Below are 23,398 nucleotides of genomic sequence, written 5' to 3' on the forward strand. Positions count from 1 at the left end.
GCCTTGGTGGGAGATTAGCGAACGTCTTCGATAGGAATGAAATTTCCCGAACCAATCGAATCCGTTTGAGTGCCGCTGATATCGGGATTTCACTGGAGGCGGATGCCATCCAATATCGAAGGCGCTCAATCCGATTTTGCTGCTCGACGTCAGCTACATCAAGCGATTATTCCTCTGATCGATGCCGAAACCGGCTGATTCAGGCCTTTCCAAAACCAGCCCGGCGGCAGTAGTGTCGCCGCCACTATTCAATGTACTATCAAGGTGCCAGCAATGACCGCGACGACGACCTCTCCTGAAATCAAAATCGAATTGCACAAGTCTCCCGTCTCCGACGCCGACCGCATCCAGGCACTGGAGACGCCCGGCTTCGGTAAGGTCTTCACCGATCATATGGTCCTGGCACGATGGACTGCCGACAAGGGTTGGCACGATGCGAAGGTTACGCCGAGGCGTCCTCTCGAGCTCGATCCTGCAAGCGCCGTGTTACACTATGCTCAGGAAATTTTCGAAGGCATGAAAGCCTACAAGGCGGACGATGGCCGGATTCTGCTCTTTCGGCCCGAAGAGAACGCCCGCCGCTTCGCGCAATCGGCGACCCGCATGGCTATGCCTCCTGTGCCCGAAGAACTCTTCCTGAAGGCGGTCGAAGAACTGGTCCGCGTTGACAAGGCCTGGATTCCATCCGGCGACGCCAGTCTCTACCTTCGCCCCTTCATGTTCGCCAACGAGGCGTTCCTGGGCGTTCGTCCGGCTCAGGAATATGTCTTCTGCATCATCGCCTCTCCGGTCGGCGCCTACTTCAAAGGCGGCGCGAAGGCGGTCTCCCTATGGGTCGAGACCGAATATACCCGTGCTGCCGCCGGCGGCACTGGTGCTGCAAAATGCGGCGGAAACTACGCAGCCAGCCTCGTGGCGCAAGCCGAGGCGGCAAAGAAGGATTGCGATCAGGTCGTCTTCCTAGACGCAGCAGAGCATCGCTGGGTCGAGGAACTCGGCGGCATGAACGTCTTCTTCGTCATGAATGACGGATCGGTGGTGACCCCGCCTCTTGGCGGCACGATCCTGCCGGGTATCACCCGGGCCTCGGTGATCGTACTCGCTGGAGAAAAGGGCCTCCGCGTCGAGCAGCGTCCCTACTCCTTCGCGGAATGGCAGCAGGACGCAACCAGCGGCAAGCTCGTCGAAGCCTTCGCTTGCGGCACTGCCGCGGTCCTGGCGGGCATCGGCCTGGTTCGACATGCCGGCGGCGAGTTTCTGGTCGGAGACGGACAGACCGGCAAGTTGACCAGCGAACTGCGCCAGCAGCTCGTCAGTCTGCAGAAAGGCGTAACGAACGATGAGCGCGGCTGGACGCGCCTTATCCCGGCCTGAACTCCGGACCTTCCAAGCGAATGGCGGCGTCAACACCGACTTGGTGGACGCCGCTTTCCGCCTCGCCCGGAAAAGCCGTCGGGCTGGCGATCTATTCGGCCCTGGAGTTCGTTTCAATCTGCACGATACGATGTTCTTCGAGCCGACAGCCATTAAGCAATCCGCGGATCTCTTTCGAAACCGGGCGTCGCCCGGTTTTTTTGTGGCCGAGTCAGCCGGAAAGACCATCGTCAACGTCCCATTTGGCGACCGGAATAGCACCAACGCCAAAAACGGTTCGCCATTGACCGACGCGAAGTGAATTCTTACTATCTCCTAATCGATAGAGGAAAGGTAAGAATGGCAACCGCAACCCTCTCTACAAAATTCCAGATCTCCATTCCCAAGGAAGTGCGCGAACAACAGCACTGGTCGGCGGGACAGGAATTCGTGTTCATACCCAAAGGCAAAGGCGTATTGCTGATGCCGGTCCCGACGCTTGCCGATCTTCGCGGCCTCGCCGAAGGCGCAGACAACAAAAACTACCGCGACCGGAACGACCGTTTCTAATGCGCGTGATCGACAGCTCCGCATGGATAGAATGGCTGACGAAAAGTGCTGCCGGAACCAGGCTGCAGGCCGAAATCCCGGAACGCGATCAATGCATCGTTCCGACGATCGTGCAGCTTGAGCTTTCCAAATGGCTGGCACGCGAAAAGGACGAGGAAGCCGTCGACAGCTTCATCGCTTATACCGCGACATGCATGGTTGTTTCTCTCGACACGACGCTTGCTCGCCGTGCTGCCGAAATATCGGCAGCCCATAAACTCGCCACCGCCGATGCGATCATTTATGCGACCGCGGAGCGCCACGACGCCGACATCCTGACCTGCGATGCCCATTTTAAGGATCTCGAACGCGTCATCTATATCGATAAAAAAGACTGATCCGCATGTGACCCAAGCCCTCGACGGCGCGGCACAACGCTTCTATCACAAACTGGGAAATGATAATCTGGCATCTGGAATGGCTGAAAACCGGCATGTGCAGGCGGCACCGAATCCAATGGCGAAAATGACGATCTCGCTTCCGGATAATCTGGCGGAATACGTCGAAAACCGTGTCGCAAGCGGCAGATACAGCAGTGCCGGCGCATTCCTGGCGGAGCTTATTCTGAAGGATCAGCTCCATCACAAGCTTGACGACGAAGAACTGCGCAACATCCTGAGGCAGGCTGAGGAAAGCGGCCCGAGCGGTCGACGCATTCCCGACATCCTGTCGGAAACGAAGGCAAAGCTGCGTGACAACAACCTATAGGCTAACCCGAGCCGCAGACTCCGTGCTATCAGGCATCGACGAATATGCTTGCCTCAATTTCGGCGAGGCGCAGGCGGACGCCTATCTTCTCGACTGGGACAGGATTTTCGTGCTTCTTTCGCACGCTCCCTCGATGGGAGAAGAGTGCGACGAACTCGGCGCCGGCCTTCGCCGCCTCCTCCACATGCGCCACGTCGCCTTCTACCGGGTGGCATCGGAAGGGATTGTCGTCATTGACATCATCGACGCCGACCGGCTCCCCGAAAGACATCTTCAATCCAACCGACGCCCACGATCGGCCGAACAGCATGCCTCTTGATTGCACCTCCGCCTTCTATGAGGAAAATGCCGAGACATACGCCAAGCGGGCGCGCAGCCTGCCGAAGCAGCAGGTCGATGCCTTCCTCGCCGGGCTTGTGCCGGGTGCGGCAATCCTCGAACTCGGCTGCGGCGGCGGACAGGACAGCACCTACATGCTGGCGCAGGGTTTCGACGTGACGCCGACGGATGGCTCGACCGAGCTTGCGAGACAGGCGGAAGTGCTGATCGGCCGGCCGGTCAGGGTCATGTTGTTTCAAGAACTCGACGCCGACAGCGCCTTCGACGGCGTCTGGGCGCAGGCAAGCCTTCTCCACGTCCCGAGGCCAGAGCTGCCCGATGTCTTCGCCCGCATCCGGCGCGCCCTGAGGACAGGCGGCATCATTCATGCGACCTTCAAGGCAGGCGATGTGGAAGGCCATGACGGCTTCGGGCGTTATTACAACTATCCCTCCGCCGAATGGCTTTCGGAGCTTTTGACGAAAGGCGGCTGGCGGAATATCGCCATTAGCGAAAGCGACGGCGGCGGCTATGACGGCAAGCCGACCCGCTGGCTGATCGTCGGCGCAGAACGGTAAAGGCCGGAGCTTTCGCCCCGGCGGTGCAGCACGCCTATTTTCTCACTCCGGCGCCTCAACGCGAGAAGGCAAACGCCGCAATTCTCTCATTTCATCGAGCAAGCGATCGACAATCCAGTGCCGCTGAGGCGGTATCGCATCAATCAGTTCGATAAACCCATTCTCAATGACATCACCCTTGAGCCACTCAAGGACGAGATGGCGCTTCTCCGGCGCGACGTCCTGCCAGAAGCAGCTGCCCCTGTAGAGGCTTTTAAGATCGGCGGTGGCGAGCTGAATGAAAGCATTGGGTGTCGGCTGCTTCACCCAAAGACTGAGGCATGCCTCGAACTGAAGATCGAGCTTTGCCATCGCCATTATCCAATCCCAAGCCGACGCATCGAAATCGGGATCCTGCAGCCTTTTGAAAGCCCAGGCCGAATAGACAAAATTCGCGACTGCTGTCTGCTCAGGTATCGGCCAATGCTGCCAGTCGCACAATAAAAGCTTGGAAGCAATGATCGGCGGCTCGAAACCATACGCGGAAGGGCTGAGGACGGCACAGTGGAGGATACGCGGCAGGAAGTGCTTGAAGTCATCAGCCGAACCAACTGTCGTTATCGCGCTTGCCGCATACCGACCCAGCTCTGTCGCATCTATCTCCCGCAAAGGCGCCGATTTGAGTGCAGCGAGAATTTTCTCGGCGTCGCGTAAGGGCGAAGCGTCCAGCGAAGATGGGAACGGATATTCCAGAAATGCTGGGTAGAGCGCCCCAAGGCTATCTTCCAGGTCTTGTTTTGCCGACCGCATGATCGCTTCAAACACATCAAATCCGATATAGCAGCTTCGACAACAGACGCACCAATAGCAAAAGAGGCCGGAGTTTTCACTCCGGCCTCCCTGTTTTATTTCACCGGAACCGCTTAGTTGACCGACTTGTCGACCAGCTTGTTCTTGCCGATCCAGGGCATCATGCCGCGCAGCTTGGCGCCGACTTCTTCGATCGGGTGGCTGTCGTTCAGGCGGCGGATGCCCTTGAAGCGCGAGCCGCCGGCGCGGTATTCCTGCATCCAATCGGACGTGAACTTGCCGGTCTGGATGTCCTTGAGGACGCGCTTCATCTCGGCCTTGGTCTCGGCAGTGATGATGCGCGGACCGGAGACATATTCGCCCCACTCGGCCGTGTTGGAGATCGAGTAGTTCATGTTGGCGATGCCGCCTTCATAAATCAGGTCGACGATCAGCTTCACTTCGTGCAGGCATTCGAAATAGGCCATTTCAGGCGCGTAACCGGCTTCGGTGAGCGTTTCGAAACCGGCGCGGATGAGCTCGACGAGACCGCCGCAGAGAACGACCTGTTCGCCGAAGAGATCGGTTTCGCATTCTTCGCGGAAGTTGGTCTCGATGATGCCGGAACGGCCACCGCCGACGCCGCACGCGTAGGAGAGCGCCAGTTCAAGGGCGTTGCCCGACGGATTCTGGTGAACGGCCACGAGGCAGGGAACGCCGCCGCCCTTCTGGTATTCGCCGCGAACCGTATGGCCCGGGCCCTTCGGCGCGATCATCACGACGTCGACCGAAGCCTTCGCCTCGATGAGGCCGAAGTGGATGTTGAGGCCGTGGGCGAAAGCGATCGCGGCGCCATCGCGGATATTAGGCGCGATGTCGGCCTTGTAGATGTCGGCCTGCAGTTCGTCCGGGGTCGCCATCATCATCAGGTCCGCCCAGGCGGCAGCTTCGGCGACCGTCATGACCTTGAAGCCATCGGCTTCGGCCTTCTTGACGGTCGGCGAACCGGCCTTGAGTGCGATGACGACGTTCTGGGCGCCGCTGTCCTTGAGGTTCAGCGCATGGGCACGGCCCTGCGAACCGTAGCCGATGACGGCGACTTTCTTGGCCTTGATGAGGTTGAGATCGGCATCACGATCGTAATAGACGCGCATTTGAAGTTCCTTCCCTTTGCTTGTCTTGTTGACTGTCATTAAAGCGGAATCAGCCGAGAACCGGCATCTCCGCCAAAACCTTGTCCGTGCCATAGAGCCTGAGGAAGGCGGTCACCGCCCTCTCCGCCTGGCGCGCGGTATCCTTGAGGCCTGGTTCGCCGAGCAGCATGCGCACATGCAGGTCGGAGACAACTAGGCCGTAAAGCGTGTGATAGGCCTCGTCGGCATCGGCAAAACGCAGGAGCCCTGCCCTCTTCCCGGCATCGATCAGCGCCATGGCGCGCCGGTCGATCTGGCGGCGGCCGCGCTCAAGCAGCAGCTTGCCGAGCTTCGAGCCGTCGCGGTTGGATTGGCCGATCGCTAGCCGGTTCAGCGCCAGCGAGACGTCGCCGGCAAGCACTTCCAGCAGGTCACGCGCAAAAATGACCACATGGTCATGCAGGCTCGCCGCCGTCAGCCGCTCGCCGTTGCGCTCGAAGGTACGCACCTTGCTCGCCTGATAGGCGATCATCGCCGATAGCAGCCCGTCGCGATCGCCGAACCACTTGTAGAGGCTTTCCTTCGAGCAATTGGCGGCTCGCGCCACACCCGAGGTCGTCAGCGCCTTCTCGCCGCCATCGACGAGCAACTGCAGCGCCTGCTCCAGAACGGCGTTCTGGCGCGGCGAAAATTCGCTCGGCTCTGCGGTATCGACGGACACGATCATGGCTCCCATATACGTACCGTACGGTACGGTTCGTGAGGTTTATGCAATAAACCGATCAGGTCGTCAAGAAGCCTGGATAGATTTTTTTAATACGTGAAACCGCGACGAAACACCAGAATTGGATAGGCGCGAATCCTCGGCGATCGCATAATGTCGCGCTCTACCATTTGCCCGGAGGTTTCGATGTCACGCCTGTCAGCAGCTCTTCTCCTGCTCGGAGCAATCCTCTTTTGCGGCTCAAGCGCTTTCGCGCAGTCCGACAGCGACGTCTATAATCGCATCGAAGAGCTGCACGGCGATGCCGCTGGCTTCGACCGGCCGCTGCGCCAGCTCGTCGGGGCGATGCGCTCGGGCGAAGCCGAGACCATCGCCGGCCTTGCCGAATACCCGCTGACGGTCAAGGCCAATGGCGAGAGCTACGACGTCGAGAGTGCAGAGGATTTCATCGACAATTTCGATGATCTCGTGACGCCGGAAACGCGCAGCGCCGTCGGGCGCCAGCAATACGAAGATCTCTTTGTCAACAGCGACGGCGTCATGCTCGCCGGCGGCGCCGTCTGGATGGGCGCGATCTGTGAGGACAACGCCTGCGAGGCGAGCCATTGGGCGATCATCGCGATCAATAACTGAAATCTGGCGATGAGGAAAAGCAGATGAAATACCATATAACAGCCGCAGTCATCACCGCAGCTCTCACCATCGCCGCAAACGCACAGGCGGCCGAAACGCGCTGCGGCTGGATTGAAAATCCGACGCCCGCCAACTGGTGGCTGGAGGATGCGGAGAACACCTGGACGATCATGACCCAGGGCGACGATGCCGGCGAGGTGGAAGGCATGGAGCTGATCTCCGACATATCCGAACATGAGTATGTGAGAACCAACGGCAATTACGGCTACGCCTGCGCCTGCATGAGTGTGGAGACGGACGGCAAGCAGCGCATCACGAAAATCCTCTCCTTCCGCCAGCTAAAGCTCGCCAAATGCCGTGCCGACAAGGCGCTGAAATTCCCCGGCTGATGAGCCGCGGCTTATAACGCCGTGGCGCAACCTGCCGGGATGGCGAAAGGCTCTGCCGGCACCGCCTTGTTGATCCTGTAAAGCTTGGCGAATCCGGCATCCTCGACGAGCGTCAGGCCGACCGGCATAAAGGTGCCAACATAGCGGTCGGGAATATCGGCATTGGCGACGAGGACGAAATCGAAACGACTGCGCCAATCTGACAGATAGGGTGTGAAGTCTCGATATTGCTGCATCATTGCCGGGCATGAAAGCACGCCGATCGAAAGCAGATTGCCCTCGGGAACCGCAATCTCAGACCAGGGCGTCAGAACGGATAACGGCTGCTTGCCTTTTGCCGTGAAGAGCGTCGGCACGAAAGCATGCGAGAAGGGCACGGCAAGCGTCGGCAGGTGCCGGAAAGTATCCAGCCCCCAGGCAAAATGCCGGTTGGAGTGGGCAAGACCGCTCACTGTCTCGGGTTCATGTCCCAGAGGCAGAACGGCGGCACCGGCCGGCGCCTTTTTAAGCACAGCCTCGACGGCAGCAACATCCTTCTGTGCCAGCCACCAGTTCCAGCCGACCCAGCCGGTGCGGCCGAAGACCGCGAAATTGATGACGAGCGCTAGCAGCAGCGCATGCCGGCGCGTGAGATTGTCTAACGGGCTCACCATCGCCATGGCGACGAGCGCCGTCATGATCGGAAAGCGCCAACTGATCCATCCGGTGCCGAGCATGTGGCGGGGCGAAACACAGGACAGAAGCAGCAGGCCGCAGGCGGCGACGGCAAGCCCCGCATGGATGCGGATGTCGCCCGCGCGTATGGCGCGTGTGCAGATGAGGATCAGCGGCAGAACCAGCACGACATCCACTACCGGGACATAGGTCGTGATGGCGGAGAGCAGATTCATGACGATCAGGACGACGCCGTCGTTCCAGACAAGGCCAAGGCCGTCGCCACCGGCGTTGGGCAAAGCTGCCGTGTGAAGGTAAAGCGCGAGCGGCGGCAAGACGCAGGCGCCAAACGCCAGCACCAACCGGCCGGCGAGCCTCATCAGGCCCACCTTCGATCGCACGATATCGATGCGCCAGGAAAATTCGAGGCCGCAGACGATCGCCATATAGAAGCCAAGCGCGAAGATGTGCATCACTGTGAGCAGCAGCGCGGCGGCGAGCCGCCAGACAAAAACCAGGGCGGGATTTCTGCGCTGCAGCCGCAGATCGACACAGGCGAAGAACAAGGCCATGCCGAGGCCGATTTGGAAGTTGATGAAGCCGCCGATCATGGTGGCGCACCAGCTAAGCGACAGCATGGCGGTCTGCCAGTGATGCCGACCACCGAAAAGCGCGCGGTGCAGGCCGATTGCCCCGAGTGGCGGCAGCACGATCGCCAGGAAAAGCAAAGCCCGCGCAAGCCTGTCGGCGCCGACAAGCGGCCCCAGCCAGGTGGCCAGAACGTCGATCCCGACATTGGTGAAGGTGCGGTTCCAGTCGACCGCATAGATCTCAGGAAACGGCTGCTCGCCGATCCCGCCCGAAAGGAGCCATATACGGGCGTAGTGATTGGCGTAATCGAGAACCGGCGGAAAGGGAAACAGGAGGACCAAAGCCGCGGCAAGTCCGACGAATGCGACGATCGCAACGGTGGAATCCTGCCTGGCGATCGATACCTCAGGCCCGGCTGCGGCCACAGCAGGCGCGGCAATCCGCTCCATTATCCGATCCGGCCGTTCTTTTGCGAGCGCGGCGGCTCTTCGGATGCAAAGGCCGCATCCAGCGCCGTGCGCTTGTCGCTGGCGCTCATCTCCGAGAAAGCGATCGACAATTCTGCCTGTTCACTGCCGCGCGCGATCGTCTCGACCATGAACATCGGCCGCTTCTTGCTCTCTTGTACCAGACGACCGAGATACTCGCCGATGATGCCGATGCAGATCAGCTGGATGGCGCTGAAGGCGCTGACGGCGGCCATGATCGACGACCAACCGGTGACCGTCTCGCCCTGCAGCCAGCGAACGAAGGTGTAGACGAGCAACACGATCGCGACGCCCGCACTCATCATGCCAAGCCAAGTGCTGATGCGCAGCGGTGTCGTTGAAAAGCTGGTGATCGCATCGAGAGCGAAATTGATCATCTTGCGCAACGGATACTTCGTCGTGCCGGCAAAACGGGCGTCACGCTCGTAGGGGAGCCCTACCTGCCTGCCGCCGATCCAGCTGACCATGCCGCGGATGAAGCGATCGCGCTCCGGCATCGCCAGCAGGATATCGACGACGCGGCGCCGCATCAGCCGGAAATCACCGGTATCGCGCGGGATGGTCACAGAAGCTAGCTTGGAGAGAGCCCGATAGAAAAGCGAAGCGGAGGCGAGTTTAAACCAGGTTTCGCCCTGGCGGCGCGTGCGCTGACCGTAAACGACGTCGGCGCCGCGCTCCATGATCGGCATCATCATCAAAAGCAGCTCTGGGGGATCCTGAAGATCGGCATCGATCAAAAGCACGCGCTCGCCCCGCGACGCGGCAAGACCCGCCGTCGATGCCAGCTGGTGGCCGTGATTACGCAGAAGACGAACACCGAGCACCTGCGGCACATCAGCCGCCAGATCCGAAATGATCTCCCAGGTACGGTCGGACGAGCCGTCATCGACGAGAATGAGCTCGAAGGCATCGCCGGCAACGCTATTCGCAGCAGCGGCAGCGCGGCGACAGAACTCGCGCAGCCCTTCTTCCTCGTTGTGACAAGGCGCGACGATGGAAAGAATGGGTACTTGCGTCATGCTGACGTCGGTGCCTGCTTGATGTTTGGCACCAGACTAGCGACGAAAGGTCAAACATCCTTTAACGATTGGCTGCCCGTCGCAAGGCCGACTATTCCGCCGCCATGACCTCGCGGGCGCCGTCGATATCGCGGGCCGGCGAGGCGCCGTAAAGGCGGCTATATTCGCGGCTGAACTGCGACGGGCTTTGATAGCCGACGCGGTGACCGGCCGTGCCCGCATCGAGCCGCTCCACGAGCATCAGACGGCGCGCCTCGTGCAGGCGAAGCTGCTTCTGATACTGCACCGGCGTCATCGCCGTGACCGACTTGAAGTGATGATGGAAGGACGACACGCTCATGCTGACGCGGTCGGCAAGGTCTTCGATGCGCAATGGCCGCGCGAAATTCTCCTTCAGCCATGCGACGGCGCGCGCGACCCTGTTGCTGTGGCTGTCTGCAGTGGCGATGTTGATCAGCCGCGCGCCATCCGGCCCGGTCAGCACCCGGTAGAGGATTTCCTGTTCGATCAGCGGCGCCATGGCAGGAATGTCGCCTGGACGATCGAGCAAGCGCAGCAGGCGGACGGCAGCATCCAGGAGCTCCGGCGGAGCGACGTTCACCGCCATCCCGCGCTGCCCGTCAGTATGGGCGGCCGGGCTCGGAATATCGATGCGGCTGAGCAACTCCAGCAGCTTTTCCGAGTCGATTGCCAGTCCCAGGCAGAGATGCGGAACCTCAGGGCTCGCCTCCGTGACGCGCCAGGCGACAGGCAGGTCGAGCGAGGTCAGCAGGTAGTCCCCGGTCCCGTAGCTGATAAGTTCCGTGCCGAGGCGCAGGCTCTTGGCTCCCTGCAGCACAAAGGCAAAACAGGGCCGGTAGCTGCTGTGCAGCGGATCGCTGGGCTTGGACCGACGGCTGATGTGAAGATTGCCGATATCAGTCGCGAACTCGCCGTCACCAGCCGCGAAGCGCATCGCGATATCGACAATCTCCTGATAGGGGCTGAAGGGCAAGGTCATGCGGTAACTCTTTCTGTCAACTGTCTGACGCCAGCGATACCGCTCTTATCTAGAGTGCCCTGGCCATTTCGCAAACAGGCCGACGCCTCACTTTTGCAGGATCGTGCAAAAAGCTGAGAGGATCGCTCTAACCCTCTGACGCAGTTCCGGGCAATAGTCCACCATCTCTTTCAACCCCCACCACAATCGAAAAGGATGGTTCCCATGCCTATTGCAAGAGGCTACGCCGCGACCGACGCTTCCAAGCCGTTGACCCCTTTCACCTTCGAACGCCGCAACCCGAACCCCGATGACGTCGTTATCGACATCAAGTTTGCCGGCATCTGCCATTCGGACATCCACACTGTCCGCAACGAATGGAAGAACGCCGTCTATCCGATCGTGCCGGGCCATGAGATCGCCGGCATCGTCTCGGCTGTCGGTTCCGATGTGACCAAATTCAAGGTCGGGGATCGCGTCGGCGTCGGCTGCTTCGTCGATTCCTGCATCGGCTGCGCCGAGCGCGACATCGATCGCGAACAGTATATGCCGGGGCTCGCCGGCACCTACAACGACTTCGAAGCCGACCGCAAGACACGGACCCAGGGCGGCTATTCCGACTCGATCGTCGTTAGGGAAGGCTATGTCATGTCCATTCCGGACAATCTGCCGCTCGACGCCTCCGCGCCGCTGCTCTGCGCCGGCATCACACTTTACTCGCCGCTGCGCCACTGGAATGCCGGCCCCGGCAAGAAGGTCGCGATCGTCGGCATGGGCGGTCTCGGCCATATGGGCGTCAAGCTCGGCGCCGCCATGGGCGCCGATATCACCGTTCTCTCCCAGAGCCTTTCCAAGAAGGAAGATGGGCTGAAGCTCGGCGCCAAGGAATATTACGCCACCAACGACCCGGAAACCTTCACGAAACTCGCCGGCACTTTCGACCTGATCATCTGCACCGTCAGCGCCGAGATCGACTGGAACGCCTATCTCGGCCTCCTGAAGGTGGACGGTTCCTTCGTGGTGGTCGGCGCGCCGGAAAACCCGATCCCCGTGCATGCATTCTCGGTCATCCCCGGCCGTAAGAGCATTTCCGGCTCGATGATCGGCTCGATCAAGGAAACCCAGGAAATGCTCGACTTCTGCGGCGAGCACAACATCGTCTCCGAGATCGAGAAGATCAACATCCAGCAGGTCAACGAAGCCTATGAACGCGTCCTGAAAAGCGACGTCCGCTACCGCTTCGTCATCGACATCGCCTCGCTGGCAGCTTGAGAAAATGAGAGGCGGCTCGCGAGAGCCGCCTTTTTGATAACGGCATCCTCCATCCGTCCTCATGCTGAGGCTCTCGTGGACTGCAGCCGCAGCAGATATTCGACTGGTTTGAACGGATCGGGGCCTGAACGCTGGCGCGAACGTGGCGGGCCGGCCATCGGGGCATGATGGTCGAAAGAGGTTTCCATGGTCCCCGCCCCGCTCGTCAGGCCCGGCAATTGCTGCTGGACGCTCTGGATCATCGCGGACGCCATGGTGCCTTCCACCCAGGCCATGCCGTCGGCAATCACGGAACCCGTCATCGTCGCGGCAGATTTCGCAAGCAGGGTCAGCAAGCCGCTCAAGCTCTCCGCGGGCGCTTCGAGATGAAAGCGGTCGATCGGTTCGCATAGGACGGTTTGTGCGGCCGACAGTGAATCTGCCAGCACCCAAGGCGTCAGCTGCCGGAAATCGGCGGCGGTGCTTGCAGGCGAGCTGTGCCGGGCTGCCGTCATCGCGACGTGGCAATCGATGACCTGCCAGCCGAAAACGCCCTGTTTCAGCGTTTCGAACACGGTTTCTTCGACTGCCCTGTAAAAGCTGGCGGGCATCTGGCCCACCTCCACATCAAGTGCAAAGCTGTTGCCTGCCCCTTCTGGACGCGGTTCGACGCGTAGACCGACGGTGGCGAGAAATGGATTGGGCTCCTTGAAGAGGATCTGCAGGCCTTCCCCGGTTCCCATAAGCCTTTCCACCAAAATGACCGTGCTTTCCTCGAACCCAGCCTCGAGACCGAAATCCGTCAGCAGGGTCGATTGAACGACTTCCTTCTGCACCTCGCCATAGAGCGATACGAAGATTTCGTCGGCATCATCGTTCCGGCGCAGATTGATCAACGGATCCTGCTCGCCCATCTGGTTCAGCGCCAGCCAGAGGGCCGCCTTGTCGGAGGGCCGCCGGGCAAGGACGCGGGTTTCGAGGCTGGGCGGGGCAAACTGCGCCTGCCCGCCCGCGAGCAGGTCGGTGCCCACCACATCCCCGATGCGAGCGCCGGCAAGGCCGCTTACGCGCGCGATCTGCCCGGCGCAAAAGATTGCGGCGCCATGAACCCGGCCGGCCCCGAAAACCTCGATCGCCGTCACTCTTTCCGGGCCTTTGGGCAAATCCAGATGTTGCCGCAGCCGGACTGTGCCTGACGTCAGATACATATAGGCGAGCTTTTCACCGCCCCAGCCGCGTTCGATCTTGAAGATTGTTCCGGCAATCGGCCCGTCCGCATCGAGGCGCCGGCCGGGCAATATCGTCGCAATGGCCGATGTCAGGGCCGACACGCCGACGCCGGTCGTTGCCGCACCTGCAAAGACTGGATGCACCAGGCCGCTCGCGACCTGATCGCTCAGGCAGCGTCCAAGCCTATCCGCCGTCAGGCGATCGGGCGCCAAGACGTAATCGTCCAGCAGCGCCTCGTCGTTCTCCGCGAGAGCTTCGCAGAGCGGCGTGAAAAGCGGTTCGCATCCGGGAGCCAAAGCCTCCACCCTGGCAAGCCTGCTGCCGGCATCGATGACGGAAGACATGGCGATGGGGCGAACGAGCAATTGGCTGGCAATAGCCTTCAGCACGTCCTCAAGTTGCGCACCGAGACGATCGACCTTGTTGACGAAGAAGATGAAGGGAACGCCAAGCCGCCGCAGCGCCCGCACCAGCACCCGTGTCTGGGCCTGCACACCTTCGACCGCCGAAACGACGACGACCGCGGCATCCAGCAATCCGAGCACCCGCTCGACCTCGGCGATGAAATCCGGATGACCGGGCGTGTCGATGAGATTGACGATCCTGTCGCCGATGGTGAACGACACCACCGCGGCTCTGATCGTGATGCCGCGTTGCCGTTCGAGCTCGAGAGTGTCCGTCTGTGTATTGCCGGTATCGACGCTGCCAAGCTTGTCGATGACGCCGGCGTCAAAAAGCAGTCTTTCAGTAAGGCTAGTCTTGCCTGCATCCACGTGGGCGAGGATGCCCAGATTCAAAGTGCGCATGAACCACCAACTTCTCAGAATTTCGAATGTGATTTTCGTGAGAAGTGAATCGGCGCATTGGAACCTCTACTCGCTGTAGCTACGGCTGGATGCGTAACCCCCGGTGGTATCCGGAAGCCGCCGGGCAAATCCTAAAGGCGGATCCGAAGATATGTCAAGTTTGCCTATATCGCTGCTTCGAGGCTTAGGCTCTGGTGGACCGAGAAGAGCCTACCCCTCCTCCCGCATCGTCTCGCGCTGGGTGATCAGCCGGGCGCTGTGCTGGCCGCTCAGATAGATCCACAGCCAGCTCCAGGCGACGGAGAAGCGCGAGCGGGTGCCGATCAGGAAGTAGATATGGGCAAGACCCCAGATCCACCAGGCGAGCCAGCCCTTCAGCTTGATCCGGCCGAAATCGATGATCGCAGCGCTCTTGCCGATCGTCGCCAAGCTGCCCTGATGCCAGTAGCGGAAGGGCGCCGGCGCCGGTTTGCCGGATATGCGGCCGCGGATCACCTTGGCGACGTATCCGCCCTGCTGCTTGGCGGCGGGCGCAATGCCTGGCACCGGCTTGCCGGTCTCGCGCATGACCGATGCGGTATCGCCGACGACGAAGACCTCGGGCAGCCCCGGCGCGCTCAGATCCTTCTCGACCACGACGCGGCCCGCTCGGTCCGCCGCAACGCCGAGCCACCTTGCCGCCGGCGAGGCGGTGACGCCGGCTGCCCAGACGATCGTCCGGCTGGCAACGAAGGTCTCGCCGATCTTCACGCCGTCGGCGTTGCATTCGGTCACCGGCTTGCCGAGATGGATCTCGACCCCGAGCTTCTCCAGCGCCTTCTGCGCATAGGCCGAAAGCTCCTCGGCGAAGGTCGGCAACACCCGCGGGCCGGCCTCGACCAGCACGACGCGGGTCTTGCGCGTGTCGATGTTGCGGAACTCCTTGGGCAGCGTGAAATGCGCGAGCTCGGCAATGATGCCGGCCAACTCGACGCCGGTCGGCCCGGCCCCGACGATAGTGAAGGTCAGCAGCGCGTCGCGCACGGCAGGATCGCTCTCCATTTCCGCCTTCTCGAAGGCGAGCAGCAGGCGCCGGCGGATCGTCGTCGCGTCCTCCAGCGTCTTCAGGCCCGGCGCCACCGGCTCCCATTCGTCATGGCCGAAATAAGCATGCGTCGCCCCGGTCGCCAGCACCAGCGTGTCATAACTGAGAGTCATGCCGTTGCGTAGGGAAACCGTCTTGGCGCCACTATCGACGCCCGTGACCTCGCCGAGCAGCACCGTTACGTCAGGCCGGTCGGCATAGAGGCGCCGGATCGGCCAGGCGATCTCGGAGGTGGAGAGAATGGTGGTCGCCACCTGATAGAGCAGCGGCTGGAAGAGATGGTGATTGCGCCGGTCGACCAGCGTGATCTTGACGCCGGCACATCTCAAGCCGTTGACGAGCTGCAGCCCGCCGAAACCGCCGCCGACAACGACGACATGATGATCGCTCATGACCTACCCCTTTTGCGCCATTTCGCTCAAAGCCAATGTGGCCTTCGCCGCGATGGTTGCAACTGCCGTTTCGGCATAGCTCCCCTGCATCCCGGTCGGTGGAGCTGGCTCAATCGGCATACCCAACGGGAATTGCCGTGCCGCCTTTCAGAAGCTCCATCGAGATCGAGGCCGAGACGTCGAAGAGTTCGATCTTGCGCACGATCTGCTTGTAGATCACATCGTAATGCTCGACGCGCGGCAGCACGATCTTCAGGATATAATCGTGGTTGCCGGTCAGCCGGTGCGCTTCGACGATCTCCGGAATGTCGCTGATGATCCGGCGGAAGGTCTCCGTCCATTCGTCGGAATGGTGCGCCGTCTTGACCAGCGCGAAGACCGTCGTCGGCACGCCCATCTTTTCCCGGTCGAGCACGACGATGCGCCGGGCGATATGGCCGCTCTCCTCAAGCCGCTGGATACGCCGCGAGCAGGCCGATATCGAAAGTGCCACGCGCTCGGCAAGATCGGTCACGGATATGCCCGCATCCTTCTGCAGCATGTCTAGGATGCGTCTGTCGCGATCATCAAGCATGTGTCGAACATATACCTCTCGCGTCTTTTTTGCAGGATTCCATAAAATGACGCAAAATCCTATCACTTATAGGACGCGAGGGACAAACAAAGCAAACACGTCGCGTCGGGATTGCGACATCATTTTCGAAAGTTCAGAAGCATGGAGAGCATGAAGAAATGGAAACGATCGGCCTTATCGGCGGCATGAGTTTCGAAAGTTCGGCGGTCTATTACCGTGTCGTCAACGAGATGGTGCGTGACCGCAAGGGTGGCCTCGCCTCGGCCGAACTCATCCTGCATTCTGTCAATTTCGAGGAGATCGTCGCGCTTCAGAAGGCCGGCGACTGGGATATGGCTGCCCGTCGCCTCGCCGACGTGGCTCTGCGCCTGCAGATCGCCGGCGCCGGCTGCATCCTGATCTGCACCAACACCATGCATCTGATCGCCGACAAGGTCGCGGAGAAGATCTCCGTGCCGCTGATCCACATCATCGACGAGACGGCGAAATCGCTGCATGCGGCCGGCCGGAAGCGCCCGCTGCTGCTTGCTACCCGCTACACGATGGAGCACGGCTTCTATAGCGACCGCATGAAGAGCCTCGGCCTCGACATCATGGTTCCCGATGCCGGCGACCGAACCACCGTGCACGACATCATCTTCGACGAACTCTGCGCCGGCAAGGTGCTGGACAGCTCGCGCGACAAGCTGATGGCGGTAATATCACGCGCCATCGACAACGGCGCCGATAGCATCATCCTCGGCTGCACCGAGATCTGCCTGATCCTCGACCCCAACCAGCTGCCGCTGCCGGGCTTCGACACCACAGCGATCCATGCGCGGGCGGCGGTCGATTTCGCGCTGGGAATGGACGAGGCAGCAGAAGAGGAAGCCGCCTGATATTGCCACGTTAGTTGACTCAGTCCACTAAATGCAGGACAAGATTTCCATCTGGAGAGCTTTGCCGGACTGCTGACAACGTCGGCCAACTCCTCTTTCGTCATGCTCGGGCTTGTCCCGAACATCTGCAACCGGTGCAGCAGATCCTCGGCACAAAGGCCGAGGATGACGCCGAGTAAAGAGCGAGGTTTGTCAACAAACTGGCAAAGATCTCCATCTGGAGATCTTTGCCATGCCCGATATCGCCCTCATCGAAACCGCCCGCGATTTCAACCGCTTCTATACGAACTTCCTCGGCCTGCTGAACAAGGCCTATCTCGACACGCCCTTCACGCTGACCGATGCCCGCATCCTCTTCGAGGTCGGCTCGCATGAGGGCATCAGCGCTGTAGCGCTTGCCCGCGACCTGCAGCTCGACCCGGCCTATCTCAGCCGCATCCTCAAGCGTTTCCGCGCGGAAGGGCTGATCGAAACCAGCCCCGATCCGGCAGATCTTCGCAGCCAGGTCATCATTGTCACCGATCGGGGACGAGAGACGTTCGAGGAACTCGGCCGACGCTCCAATGCGCAGATCGCCGCCCGTTTCGATCGCTTGGCGACTGGCGAACCGGAGGCAGCGGTCTCCGCCATGCACACGATCCGCGCCCTGCTCGACCCGGCGGCAAAGCCCGCACCGGCCATCATCCGCGCCCACCGCGCCGGCGATATCGGCTGGATCGTTCAGAGCCAGGGCCGCTTCTATGCCGAGGAATATGGCTGGGACCTGCGCTTCGAGGCGCTGGTCGCCGAGGTCGCCGGAAAATTCCTCGCCAATTTCGATCCGGCCAAGGAATATTGCTGGATCGCCGAACGCGGCGGCGTCAATGTCGGCTCCGTCCTCGTCACCAATGGCGGCGACGGCATCGCCAAGCTCCGCCTGCTCTATGTCGACAAATCAGCCCGCGGCCTCGGGTTCGGCAAACTGCTGGTCGACGAATGCATCCGCTTCTCCAGAGAGAAGGGTTATCGCGAACTCTCGCTCTGGACCAACGACATGCTGGAGACCGCCCGCGCCATCTACGTCAAGACAGGATTCCGCCTTGTCTCCGAGGAGAGACATCGCATGTTCGGCCCCGAGGCGAACGGCCAGAACTGGGTGCTCGATCTCTGAATTTGTTGCGTCGCAGAAATTTCACTTGATTTGGAAACGGTCATTCCCTAATTAGGGCGCCATGACCGACGCCACCCTTACATCCGAAGCAAAGACCCGCAGCCGCGGCCGTCCGCGCGAGTTCGATATGGACGCAGCACTCGATGCGGCGCTGCGCGTCTTTTCCGAACGCGGCTACCACGCCGCCGCCATCAGCGAATTGACCGAAGCAATGGGCCTTGCTTCGGGGAGCATCTACAAGGCATTCAAGGACAAGCGCGGGATCTTCCTCGCTGCTTTCGCCCATTATAGAAAACTCGGCCGACGGCGGCTGGAAGCGATGATCGCGTCTGCGAAGACCGGTCGCGAGAAGGTCTTCGAGATGGTGATGTATTATACCGAGCTCTCCTATGGCGAAGCCGGCCGCAAAGGCTGTCTCGTCGTTGGCGGCGCCAACGACTTCGCCCTACTCGACGAGGAAGCCGCTGCCCACGTCGTGACTGCCTTTGCCGCGGACGAAAAGCTGATGGCTGATCTTATCCGCATCGGCCAGGCAGACGGCACCATTCCGAAGACGGTAGACCCGGATACCGCCGCCCTCGCCTTCCTCTGCTTTACCAAGGGCCTACGCGTCATCGGCAAAACAGGACGCAGCAGGGAAGAGATGCTGTCCGCGGCCGAGGCCGCGATGAAGCTCGTGACCTGAAAAGTCCGCACCGTGGACGAGAGAAATACCGGCATCGGTCAAGGATCGGGTGGCCGCAGCCAGCTTTTTTGCATTCAATTCTTTCAATCTTTGAATACCGGAGCTTCTGATGAGCATTTCAGCCACCACGCCGGACGAGGCCATTCCCAGGGCGCTATCTCCCTGGCTCACCTTCCTTTTCGCCGCCGCCTGCGGGCTGGTGGCCGCCAATCTCTATTACGGCCAGCCGCTCGCCGGCCCGATCAGCGCCGATCTCGGCTTCACGCCTGCCGCCACCGGCCTGATCGTCACACTGACGCAGATCGGCTACGGCCTCGGCCTGCTGCTGATCGTGCCGCTCGGCGACCTCACCGAAAACCGCCGTCTGGTGTTGATGCTGATCGCCGTCTCCGCCGTCGCGCTCATCGGCGCGGCGCTGTCTTCGACGCCCACAACCTTCCTCGTCGCCTCGCTCTCTATCGGTCTTTCATCGGTCGCAGTTCAGGTCCTGGTTCCCTTTGCCGCCAACATGGCGCCTGATGCCACCCGTGGCCAGGTCGTCGGCAACGTCATGAGCGGCCTGCTCTGCGGCATCATGCTCGCCCGCCCCTTCGCAAGCTTCGTCGCCGAGGCCTCTTCCTGGCATGTGGTCTACTACGTCACTGCTGGCGTCATGCTCGTGCTCGCCGTCGTGCTCCGCGCTAACCTGCCGGTCCGCCGGCCGACGACCAGGCTACGCTACGGCGAACTGCTCGCCTCCATGGGCCACCTGGCACTGACCTCGCGGGTGCTGCAGCGCCGGGCGCTCTATCAGGCCGGCATGTTCGGCGCCTTCAGCCTGTTCTGGACGACGACGCCGCTGCTGCTCGCAAGTCCCGCCTTCGGCCTGACGCAGAACGGCATCGCCCTCTTCGCCCTCGCAGGTGCTGCCGGCGCCATCGCCTCGCCGATTGCCGGCCGGCTTGCCGATCGCGGTATGACGAAGATCGCCTCGACGCTTGCCATGCTGCTCGGCATGGCTGCCTTCCTGATTGGCCATTTCGCTAGCGACGGCTCGCTTGGCGCTTTGCTGCTCTTGACGGCAGCGGCGATCCTTCTCGATTTCGGCGTGACGACCAATCTCGTCTGCGGCCAGCGCGCCATCTATGCGCTGAACCCGGAACACCGCAGCCGGCTCAACGGCCTGTTCATGGCGACCTTCTTTGCCGGCGGCGCGCTGGGCTCAGCACTCGGCGGCTGGGCCTACGCGACCGGCGGCTGGACGATGACGGCCTGGATCGGTTTCTGCTTCCCGGCGCTGGCCTTCCTGCTGTTCCTGACGGAAGGGCGCGGCAAGTAAGGCGCCATCAGAATGCAGGATCGAACACCTAAGACCTTGACAGAGCCAACTTTTGGATGCCCTCCTCCAGGAGGCAGCGTATTCGTCCGTTTGAGAGCTGCAGAATTTTCGCCTTTTTGCATGGGATTCCGGCATGGAGATAGACGAAGAGAAAATCGACGATGCTGTGCTCGCATTGTTGTGGCTGACGCTGTATGACGGAGACCGCGCCTGGAAGGGTTTTGACTGGGGCGTGATGGACCGTTTGCATCAGAAAGGTCTGATTGCAAATCCCGCAGGCAAGGCCAAGTCTGTGGTTCTGAGCGACGAAGGTTTGCGACGATCGGAGGAATTATTCCGCGCTCTGTTTATGCGGCCAACCAAATAATCGCTGTTTCCGTTTCCAGAAACGCCAAATTCGCTTTTATCAACGGTACTAGCCGCTGACGGAATCGAAATGCGAACGGGCGGCGCGAACGGCATCATGGTTTGCTTCCGCCCAGTTCAACAGTTGCGCCAGCGTCTGGTAAAGCGAGCGGCCGAGTTCGGTCATCGAATATTCCACACTCGGCGGCTTGGTCGGGAACACCTCGCGGTGGATGTAACCGTCCCTCTGCAGGTCGCGCAGCGTCTGCGTCAGCATGCGCTGCGAAATATCAGGGATCATCCGCCGCAGCTCGCCGAACCGATAAGGCCGATCCGCCAGCACATCGAGGAGCAGCGTCGACCATTTGCCGCCGATCTGCTGCATCATGTCCCTGACCGGGCAGTTGCCGAAATCGAGGCCGGCAAGATCGATCTCGCGCCGCGTCCCCGGCATCCTGTTCTTCAAACTGAGGACTGCACCGCTCATCTGCTGGTTCCCTTTTGGTAACGTACAGCCGAAAAACTGCCTCCTTTACACCGTCAAGTCAATTCCTATTCTAGTGTTACTCTCTTTTTGAGACCACCAGCACAACACAGAAGGAAACGACGTATGAGCGAAACCATCCTGGTCACCGGCGCTGCTGGGCAGCTCGGACAGCGTGTCATCCATCACCTCATCGAGACCTACAAGGTCGCTCCCGGCAGCATCGTTGCGGCAACCCGCAGCCCCGAAAAGCTCTCCGAACTCGAAAAAAAGGGGGTGGTCACCCGCAAGGCCGATTTCGATGACGCGGCTGGTCTGGAGGAGGCTTTCGCCGGCGTCGACCGGTTGCTGATCATCAGCACCGATGCGCTCGACACCCCCGGCAAGCGCCTTGCCCAGCACCAGGGTGCCATCGCGGTGGCAGTCAAAGCAGGCGTCAAGCACATCGCCTACACCTCGATGCCGGCGCCGGACAATTCGCTCGTCACCTTCGCGCCCGATCATCTCGGCAGCGAAAACGCCATCAAGTCAAGCGGCATCGCCCATACGATCATCCGCGATGCCTGGTACCACGACAACTATCTGCACGGGATGCCGCACAATCTGCAGGGCGGCAAATGGTACAGCGCCACCGGCGACGGAAAGATCTCCACCATCTCGCGTGACGACTGCGCGTTGGCGATCGCCGCAGCCCTTGCCTCCGGCACATCCGAGAGCGCCACCTATACGCTGACCGGCGCGCAATCGCTGAACAACCGGCAGATCGCCGCCATCGTCTCCGACGTCGCCGGCAAGCCGCTCGCGGTCGTCGACGTCAATGATGAGCAGCTCGGTCAGGGCATGCGCGGCGCCGGCCTCCCCGGTTTTGTCGCTGACATGCTGGTCTCTGCCGACGCCAACACCCGCGCCGGCAAGTTCGACATCGTCACCGAAGACTTCACCAAGCTGACCGGCAAACAGCCGCAGCCGCTGAAGGATTTCTTCGTGGAGCACAAGGCGGCGCTGACGACTTCAGGCAATGCTGCGCATTGAAGCCTTTCGCTGTGTCCCTGCGCTAGTCGCAGGGATGAGCGAACTCCGATTCTGGATCCCTCATCAGGTCAGATGAGTCGCTCACGGCGCAGCCGCGCCGTGGCTGGATTCCTGTGACAGGCACAGGAATGAGGGAGGGTGAATTAAACGCCTTCGCCAAAATTTCCCGTCGACATTGAGACAACGGTTGATGGGAAGCGCTACCTCTCCCATCCTCATTCCTGTGCCTGTCATAGGAATCCAGCGCGCCCAAGTCCTTGGGCGCGGGAGACTCTTCCTTCAAGACGCACTGTCTGACTCAGGGCCCAAAACGTAATAACCCGCTTCCAGTCAAAGCGTTGAAGAAAACGACCTTCCTCAAACCACCTGCCCGCAAGCCCGGCAGAAGCGCCGCACCGTTTCCGCCATGCCGTATTCCAGCGCATCGGCGGTCAACCCATGACCGATCGAGACCTCGGCAAGCTGGGGAATGCGCCTGACCAGCGCCGGCAGGTTTTCGACCGTCAGATCGTGGCCGGCATTGACGGCGAGGCCGATTTCAAGGGCCGCATCCGCCGTCCGTCCAAGCGCTTCAAGGATCGGGCCTGCCCGCTCCGGTGCGTCGAAGCAACCGCCATAGGGGCCGGTATAGAGTTCGATCCGATCGGCGCCGACCGCCTTGGCGATCTCAACCGCCTGTGCGTCCCCGTCACCATCGGCAAACAGCGACACCCGGCATCCCATCGTCTTCAGCCGCGCGACGGCATCGGTCAGGAACGCCTGGTGCTTGCGGAAATCCCAGCCGTGATCGGAGGTCGCCTGGGCGGGATCGTCAGGCACCAGCGTCACCTGCTCGGGTGCCGCGCCGGCGCAGAGTTCGAAGAATTCCTCTGTGGGATAACCCTCGATATTGAACTCGGTCTTGGGGAATTCGTCGTCGATCAGGTTGCGGATCACAGGCAGGTCGGAAAAGCGGATGTGCCGCTGGTCGGGGCGCGGATGCACCGTCAGCCCGCTCGCACCGGATTTCAGCGCGATACGCCCGAGCGCTTCGACGCTCGGCCAGGGCAGGTCGCGCCGGTTGCGCAGCATCGCGACGGCGTTGAGGTTCACGGAGAGCTTGGCGGGCATGGCGAGATCCATCGGTCACGGAAATGGGAGGCCTGCTTTTAAGCCAAGTGCTCCGCGATGGCCAACGAGATTCACAAATGGATGCGATGCCAATCGCTGATGGGCACCGAAATTA

Annotated in this window: 27 protein-coding genes; 16 read left to right on the plus strand and 11 right to left on the minus strand. The window is 61.1% G+C overall.

Features of this window, described 5'->3' with window-relative positions; genetic code table 11:
• Positions 1-273: 273 nt before the first annotated feature.
• From ACM5SV_RS14775 to ACM5SV_RS14805, 7 genes are all read left to right on the plus strand, one after another.
• Entirely contained in the window at positions 274-1,374 is a 1,101-nt protein-coding gene (locus ACM5SV_RS14775; RefSeq protein ID WP_012758181.1) for a branched-chain amino acid aminotransferase, read from the plus strand.
• Positions 1,340-1,675, plus strand: coding sequence for a hypothetical protein (locus ACM5SV_RS14780; RefSeq protein ID WP_041935554.1), 336 nt, complete (start codon positions 1,340-1,342; stop codon positions 1,673-1,675). The genes ACM5SV_RS14775 and ACM5SV_RS14780 overlap by 35 nt, the downstream gene beginning before the upstream one ends.
• Before the next feature lie 38 nt (positions 1,676-1,713).
• The gene (locus ACM5SV_RS14785) at positions 1,714-1,923 is read left to right on the plus strand and encodes an AbrB/MazE/SpoVT family DNA-binding domain-containing protein (protein ID WP_012758182.1); all 210 of its coding nucleotides are present in this window, start codon (positions 1,714-1,716) and stop codon (positions 1,921-1,923) included.
• The gene (locus tag ACM5SV_RS14790; protein WP_012758183.1) at positions 1,923-2,300 is read left to right on the plus strand and encodes a type II toxin-antitoxin system VapC family toxin; all 378 of its coding nucleotides are present in this window, start codon (positions 1,923-1,925) and stop codon (positions 2,298-2,300) included. Before ACM5SV_RS14785 ends, ACM5SV_RS14790 begins: the two co-directional genes overlap by 1 nt.
• A 118-nt stretch (positions 2,301-2,418) precedes the next feature.
• On the plus strand, positions 2,419-2,670 hold the full coding sequence (locus ACM5SV_RS14795; RefSeq protein WP_012758184.1) for a ribbon-helix-helix domain-containing protein: 252 nt from the start codon (positions 2,419-2,421) through the stop codon (positions 2,668-2,670).
• A complete protein-coding gene (locus ACM5SV_RS14800; protein WP_012758185.1) occupies positions 2,654-2,989 on the plus strand; it encodes a type II toxin-antitoxin system RelE/ParE family toxin in 336 nt (111 codons plus the stop codon). Before ACM5SV_RS14795 ends, ACM5SV_RS14800 begins: the two co-directional genes overlap by 17 nt.
• On the plus strand, positions 2,979-3,566 hold the full coding sequence (locus ACM5SV_RS14805; protein WP_012758186.1) for a class I SAM-dependent methyltransferase: 588 nt from the start codon (positions 2,979-2,981) through the stop codon (positions 3,564-3,566). Before ACM5SV_RS14800 ends, ACM5SV_RS14805 begins: the two co-directional genes overlap by 11 nt.
• Positions 3,567-3,608: 42 nt before the next feature.
• Here the strand turns inward: ACM5SV_RS14805 and ACM5SV_RS14810 are convergent, their stop codons facing one another.
• The 3 genes from ACM5SV_RS14810 to ACM5SV_RS14820 all read right to left on the minus strand — a co-directional run bounded on the left by ACM5SV_RS14810 (position 3,609) and on the right by ACM5SV_RS14820 (position 6,203).
• Positions 3,609-4,370: a hypothetical protein gene (locus ACM5SV_RS14810; RefSeq protein WP_012758187.1), complete on the minus strand. Its 762-nt coding sequence runs from the start codon at positions 4,368-4,370 to the stop codon at positions 3,609-3,611.
• Between the two features lie 98 nt (positions 4,371-4,468).
• The gene (gene ilvC, locus ACM5SV_RS14815; RefSeq protein WP_012758188.1) at positions 4,469-5,488 is read right to left on the minus strand and encodes a ketol-acid reductoisomerase; all 1,020 of its coding nucleotides are present in this window, start codon (positions 5,486-5,488) and stop codon (positions 4,469-4,471) included.
• A gap of 49 nt (positions 5,489-5,537) precedes the next feature.
• Complete coding sequence (locus ACM5SV_RS14820) at positions 5,538-6,203, minus strand: TetR/AcrR family transcriptional regulator (protein ID WP_020050738.1); 666 nt, start codon at positions 6,201-6,203, stop codon at positions 5,538-5,540.
• A 141-nt stretch (positions 6,204-6,344) separates the two neighbouring features.
• Between ACM5SV_RS14820 and ACM5SV_RS14825 the strand changes: the two genes are divergently transcribed.
• Positions 6,345-6,824 carry a hypothetical protein gene (locus ACM5SV_RS14825; protein ID WP_221971347.1) on the plus strand — a complete coding sequence of 160 codons (480 nt, stop codon included), beginning with the start codon at positions 6,345-6,347 and terminating at the stop codon, positions 6,822-6,824.
• Positions 6,825-6,847: 23 nt separating this feature from the next.
• Positions 6,848-7,213 carry a DUF4087 domain-containing protein gene (locus tag ACM5SV_RS14830; RefSeq protein WP_012758191.1) on the plus strand — a complete coding sequence of 122 codons (366 nt, stop codon included), beginning with the start codon at positions 6,848-6,850 and terminating at the stop codon, positions 7,211-7,213.
• An 11-nt stretch (positions 7,214-7,224) separates the two neighbouring features.
• Here ACM5SV_RS14830 and ACM5SV_RS14835 read toward each other — a convergent pair whose 3' ends face one another.
• The 3 genes from ACM5SV_RS14835 to ACM5SV_RS14845 all read right to left on the minus strand — a co-directional run bounded on the left by ACM5SV_RS14835 (position 7,225) and on the right by ACM5SV_RS14845 (position 10,965).
• The gene (locus ACM5SV_RS14835; protein WP_221971346.1) at positions 7,225-8,907 is read right to left on the minus strand and encodes a hypothetical protein; all 1,683 of its coding nucleotides are present in this window, start codon (positions 8,905-8,907) and stop codon (positions 7,225-7,227) included.
• Complete coding sequence (locus tag ACM5SV_RS14840) at positions 8,907-9,965, minus strand: glycosyltransferase family 2 protein (RefSeq protein ID WP_221971345.1); 1,059 nt, start codon at positions 9,963-9,965, stop codon at positions 8,907-8,909. Before ACM5SV_RS14840 ends, ACM5SV_RS14835 begins: the two co-directional genes overlap by 1 nt.
• 91 nt (positions 9,966-10,056) lie before the next feature.
• Positions 10,057-10,965 (minus strand): AraC family transcriptional regulator, encoded by a 909-nt coding sequence (locus ACM5SV_RS14845; protein WP_003541220.1) that lies wholly within the window; start codon positions 10,963-10,965, stop codon positions 10,057-10,059.
• A gap of 204 nt (positions 10,966-11,169) precedes the next feature.
• On the opposite strand from ACM5SV_RS14845, the gene ACM5SV_RS14850 reads away from it, so the two are divergent.
• A complete protein-coding gene (locus ACM5SV_RS14850; RefSeq protein WP_221971344.1) occupies positions 11,170-12,216 on the plus strand; it encodes an NAD(P)-dependent alcohol dehydrogenase in 1,047 nt (348 codons plus the stop codon).
• A 59-nt stretch (positions 12,217-12,275) separates the two neighbouring features.
• Here the strand turns inward: ACM5SV_RS14850 and ACM5SV_RS14855 are convergent, their stop codons facing one another.
• From ACM5SV_RS14855 to ACM5SV_RS14865, 3 genes are all read right to left on the minus strand, one after another.
• The gene (locus ACM5SV_RS14855) at positions 12,276-14,231 is read right to left on the minus strand and encodes an elongation factor G (protein ID WP_222014162.1); all 1,956 of its coding nucleotides are present in this window, start codon (positions 14,229-14,231) and stop codon (positions 12,276-12,278) included.
• A 210-nt stretch (positions 14,232-14,441) separates the two neighbouring features.
• On the minus strand, positions 14,442-15,707 hold the full coding sequence (locus tag ACM5SV_RS14860) for an NAD(P)/FAD-dependent oxidoreductase (RefSeq protein ID WP_222014163.1): 1,266 nt from the start codon (positions 15,705-15,707) through the stop codon (positions 14,442-14,444).
• 109 nt (positions 15,708-15,816) lie between these two features.
• Positions 15,817-16,281, minus strand: a complete 465-nt coding sequence (locus ACM5SV_RS14865) for an Lrp/AsnC family transcriptional regulator (RefSeq protein ID WP_003541227.1) — start codon at positions 16,279-16,281, stop codon at positions 15,817-15,819.
• Positions 16,282-16,439: 158 nt separating this feature from the next.
• Between ACM5SV_RS14865 and ACM5SV_RS14870 the strand changes: the two genes are divergently transcribed.
• The 5 genes from ACM5SV_RS14870 (at position 16,440) to ACM5SV_RS14890 (ending at position 20,679) form a co-directional block, all read left to right on the plus strand.
• Positions 16,440-17,159 (plus strand): aspartate/glutamate racemase family protein, encoded by a 720-nt coding sequence (locus ACM5SV_RS14870; protein WP_222014164.1) that lies wholly within the window; start codon positions 16,440-16,442, stop codon positions 17,157-17,159.
• Positions 17,160-17,391: 232 nt separating this feature from the next.
• Positions 17,392-18,309, plus strand: a complete 918-nt coding sequence (locus ACM5SV_RS14875) for a bifunctional helix-turn-helix transcriptional regulator/GNAT family N-acetyltransferase (protein ID WP_419425331.1) — start codon at positions 17,392-17,394, stop codon at positions 18,307-18,309.
• Positions 18,310-18,370: 61 nt separating this feature from the next.
• On the plus strand, positions 18,371-18,994 hold the full coding sequence (locus ACM5SV_RS14880; protein ID WP_222014166.1) for a TetR/AcrR family transcriptional regulator: 624 nt from the start codon (positions 18,371-18,373) through the stop codon (positions 18,992-18,994).
• A 109-nt stretch (positions 18,995-19,103) separates the two neighbouring features.
• A complete protein-coding gene (locus ACM5SV_RS14885) occupies positions 19,104-20,312 on the plus strand; it encodes an MFS transporter (protein ID WP_128438160.1) in 1,209 nt (402 codons plus the stop codon).
• A 133-nt stretch (positions 20,313-20,445) separates the two neighbouring features.
• Positions 20,446-20,679, plus strand: coding sequence for a DUF6429 family protein (locus tag ACM5SV_RS14890; protein WP_180691118.1), 234 nt, complete (start codon positions 20,446-20,448; stop codon positions 20,677-20,679).
• Between the two features lie 48 nt (positions 20,680-20,727).
• On the opposite strand, the gene ACM5SV_RS14895 is transcribed toward ACM5SV_RS14890, so the two are convergent.
• Positions 20,728-21,144 (minus strand): winged helix-turn-helix transcriptional regulator, encoded by a 417-nt coding sequence (locus ACM5SV_RS14895; protein WP_180691117.1) that lies wholly within the window; start codon positions 21,142-21,144, stop codon positions 20,728-20,730.
• 123 nt (positions 21,145-21,267) lie between these two features.
• Between ACM5SV_RS14895 and ACM5SV_RS14900 the strand changes: the two genes are divergently transcribed.
• Positions 21,268-22,173 carry an SDR family oxidoreductase gene (locus tag ACM5SV_RS14900; protein WP_180691116.1) on the plus strand — a complete coding sequence of 302 codons (906 nt, stop codon included), beginning with the start codon at positions 21,268-21,270 and terminating at the stop codon, positions 22,171-22,173.
• A gap of 357 nt (positions 22,174-22,530) precedes the next feature.
• Here ACM5SV_RS14900 and ACM5SV_RS14905 read toward each other — a convergent pair whose 3' ends face one another.
• The gene (locus ACM5SV_RS14905) at positions 22,531-23,283 is read right to left on the minus strand and encodes a pyridoxine 5'-phosphate synthase (protein ID WP_012758205.1); all 753 of its coding nucleotides are present in this window, start codon (positions 23,281-23,283) and stop codon (positions 22,531-22,533) included.
• Positions 23,284-23,398: the final 115 nt, after the last annotated feature.

Source organism: Rhizobium sp. CRRU65, from assembly GCF_048551595.1.
GTDB classification, from domain to species: Bacteria; Pseudomonadota; Alphaproteobacteria; order Rhizobiales; family Rhizobiaceae; genus Rhizobium; species Rhizobium leguminosarum_J.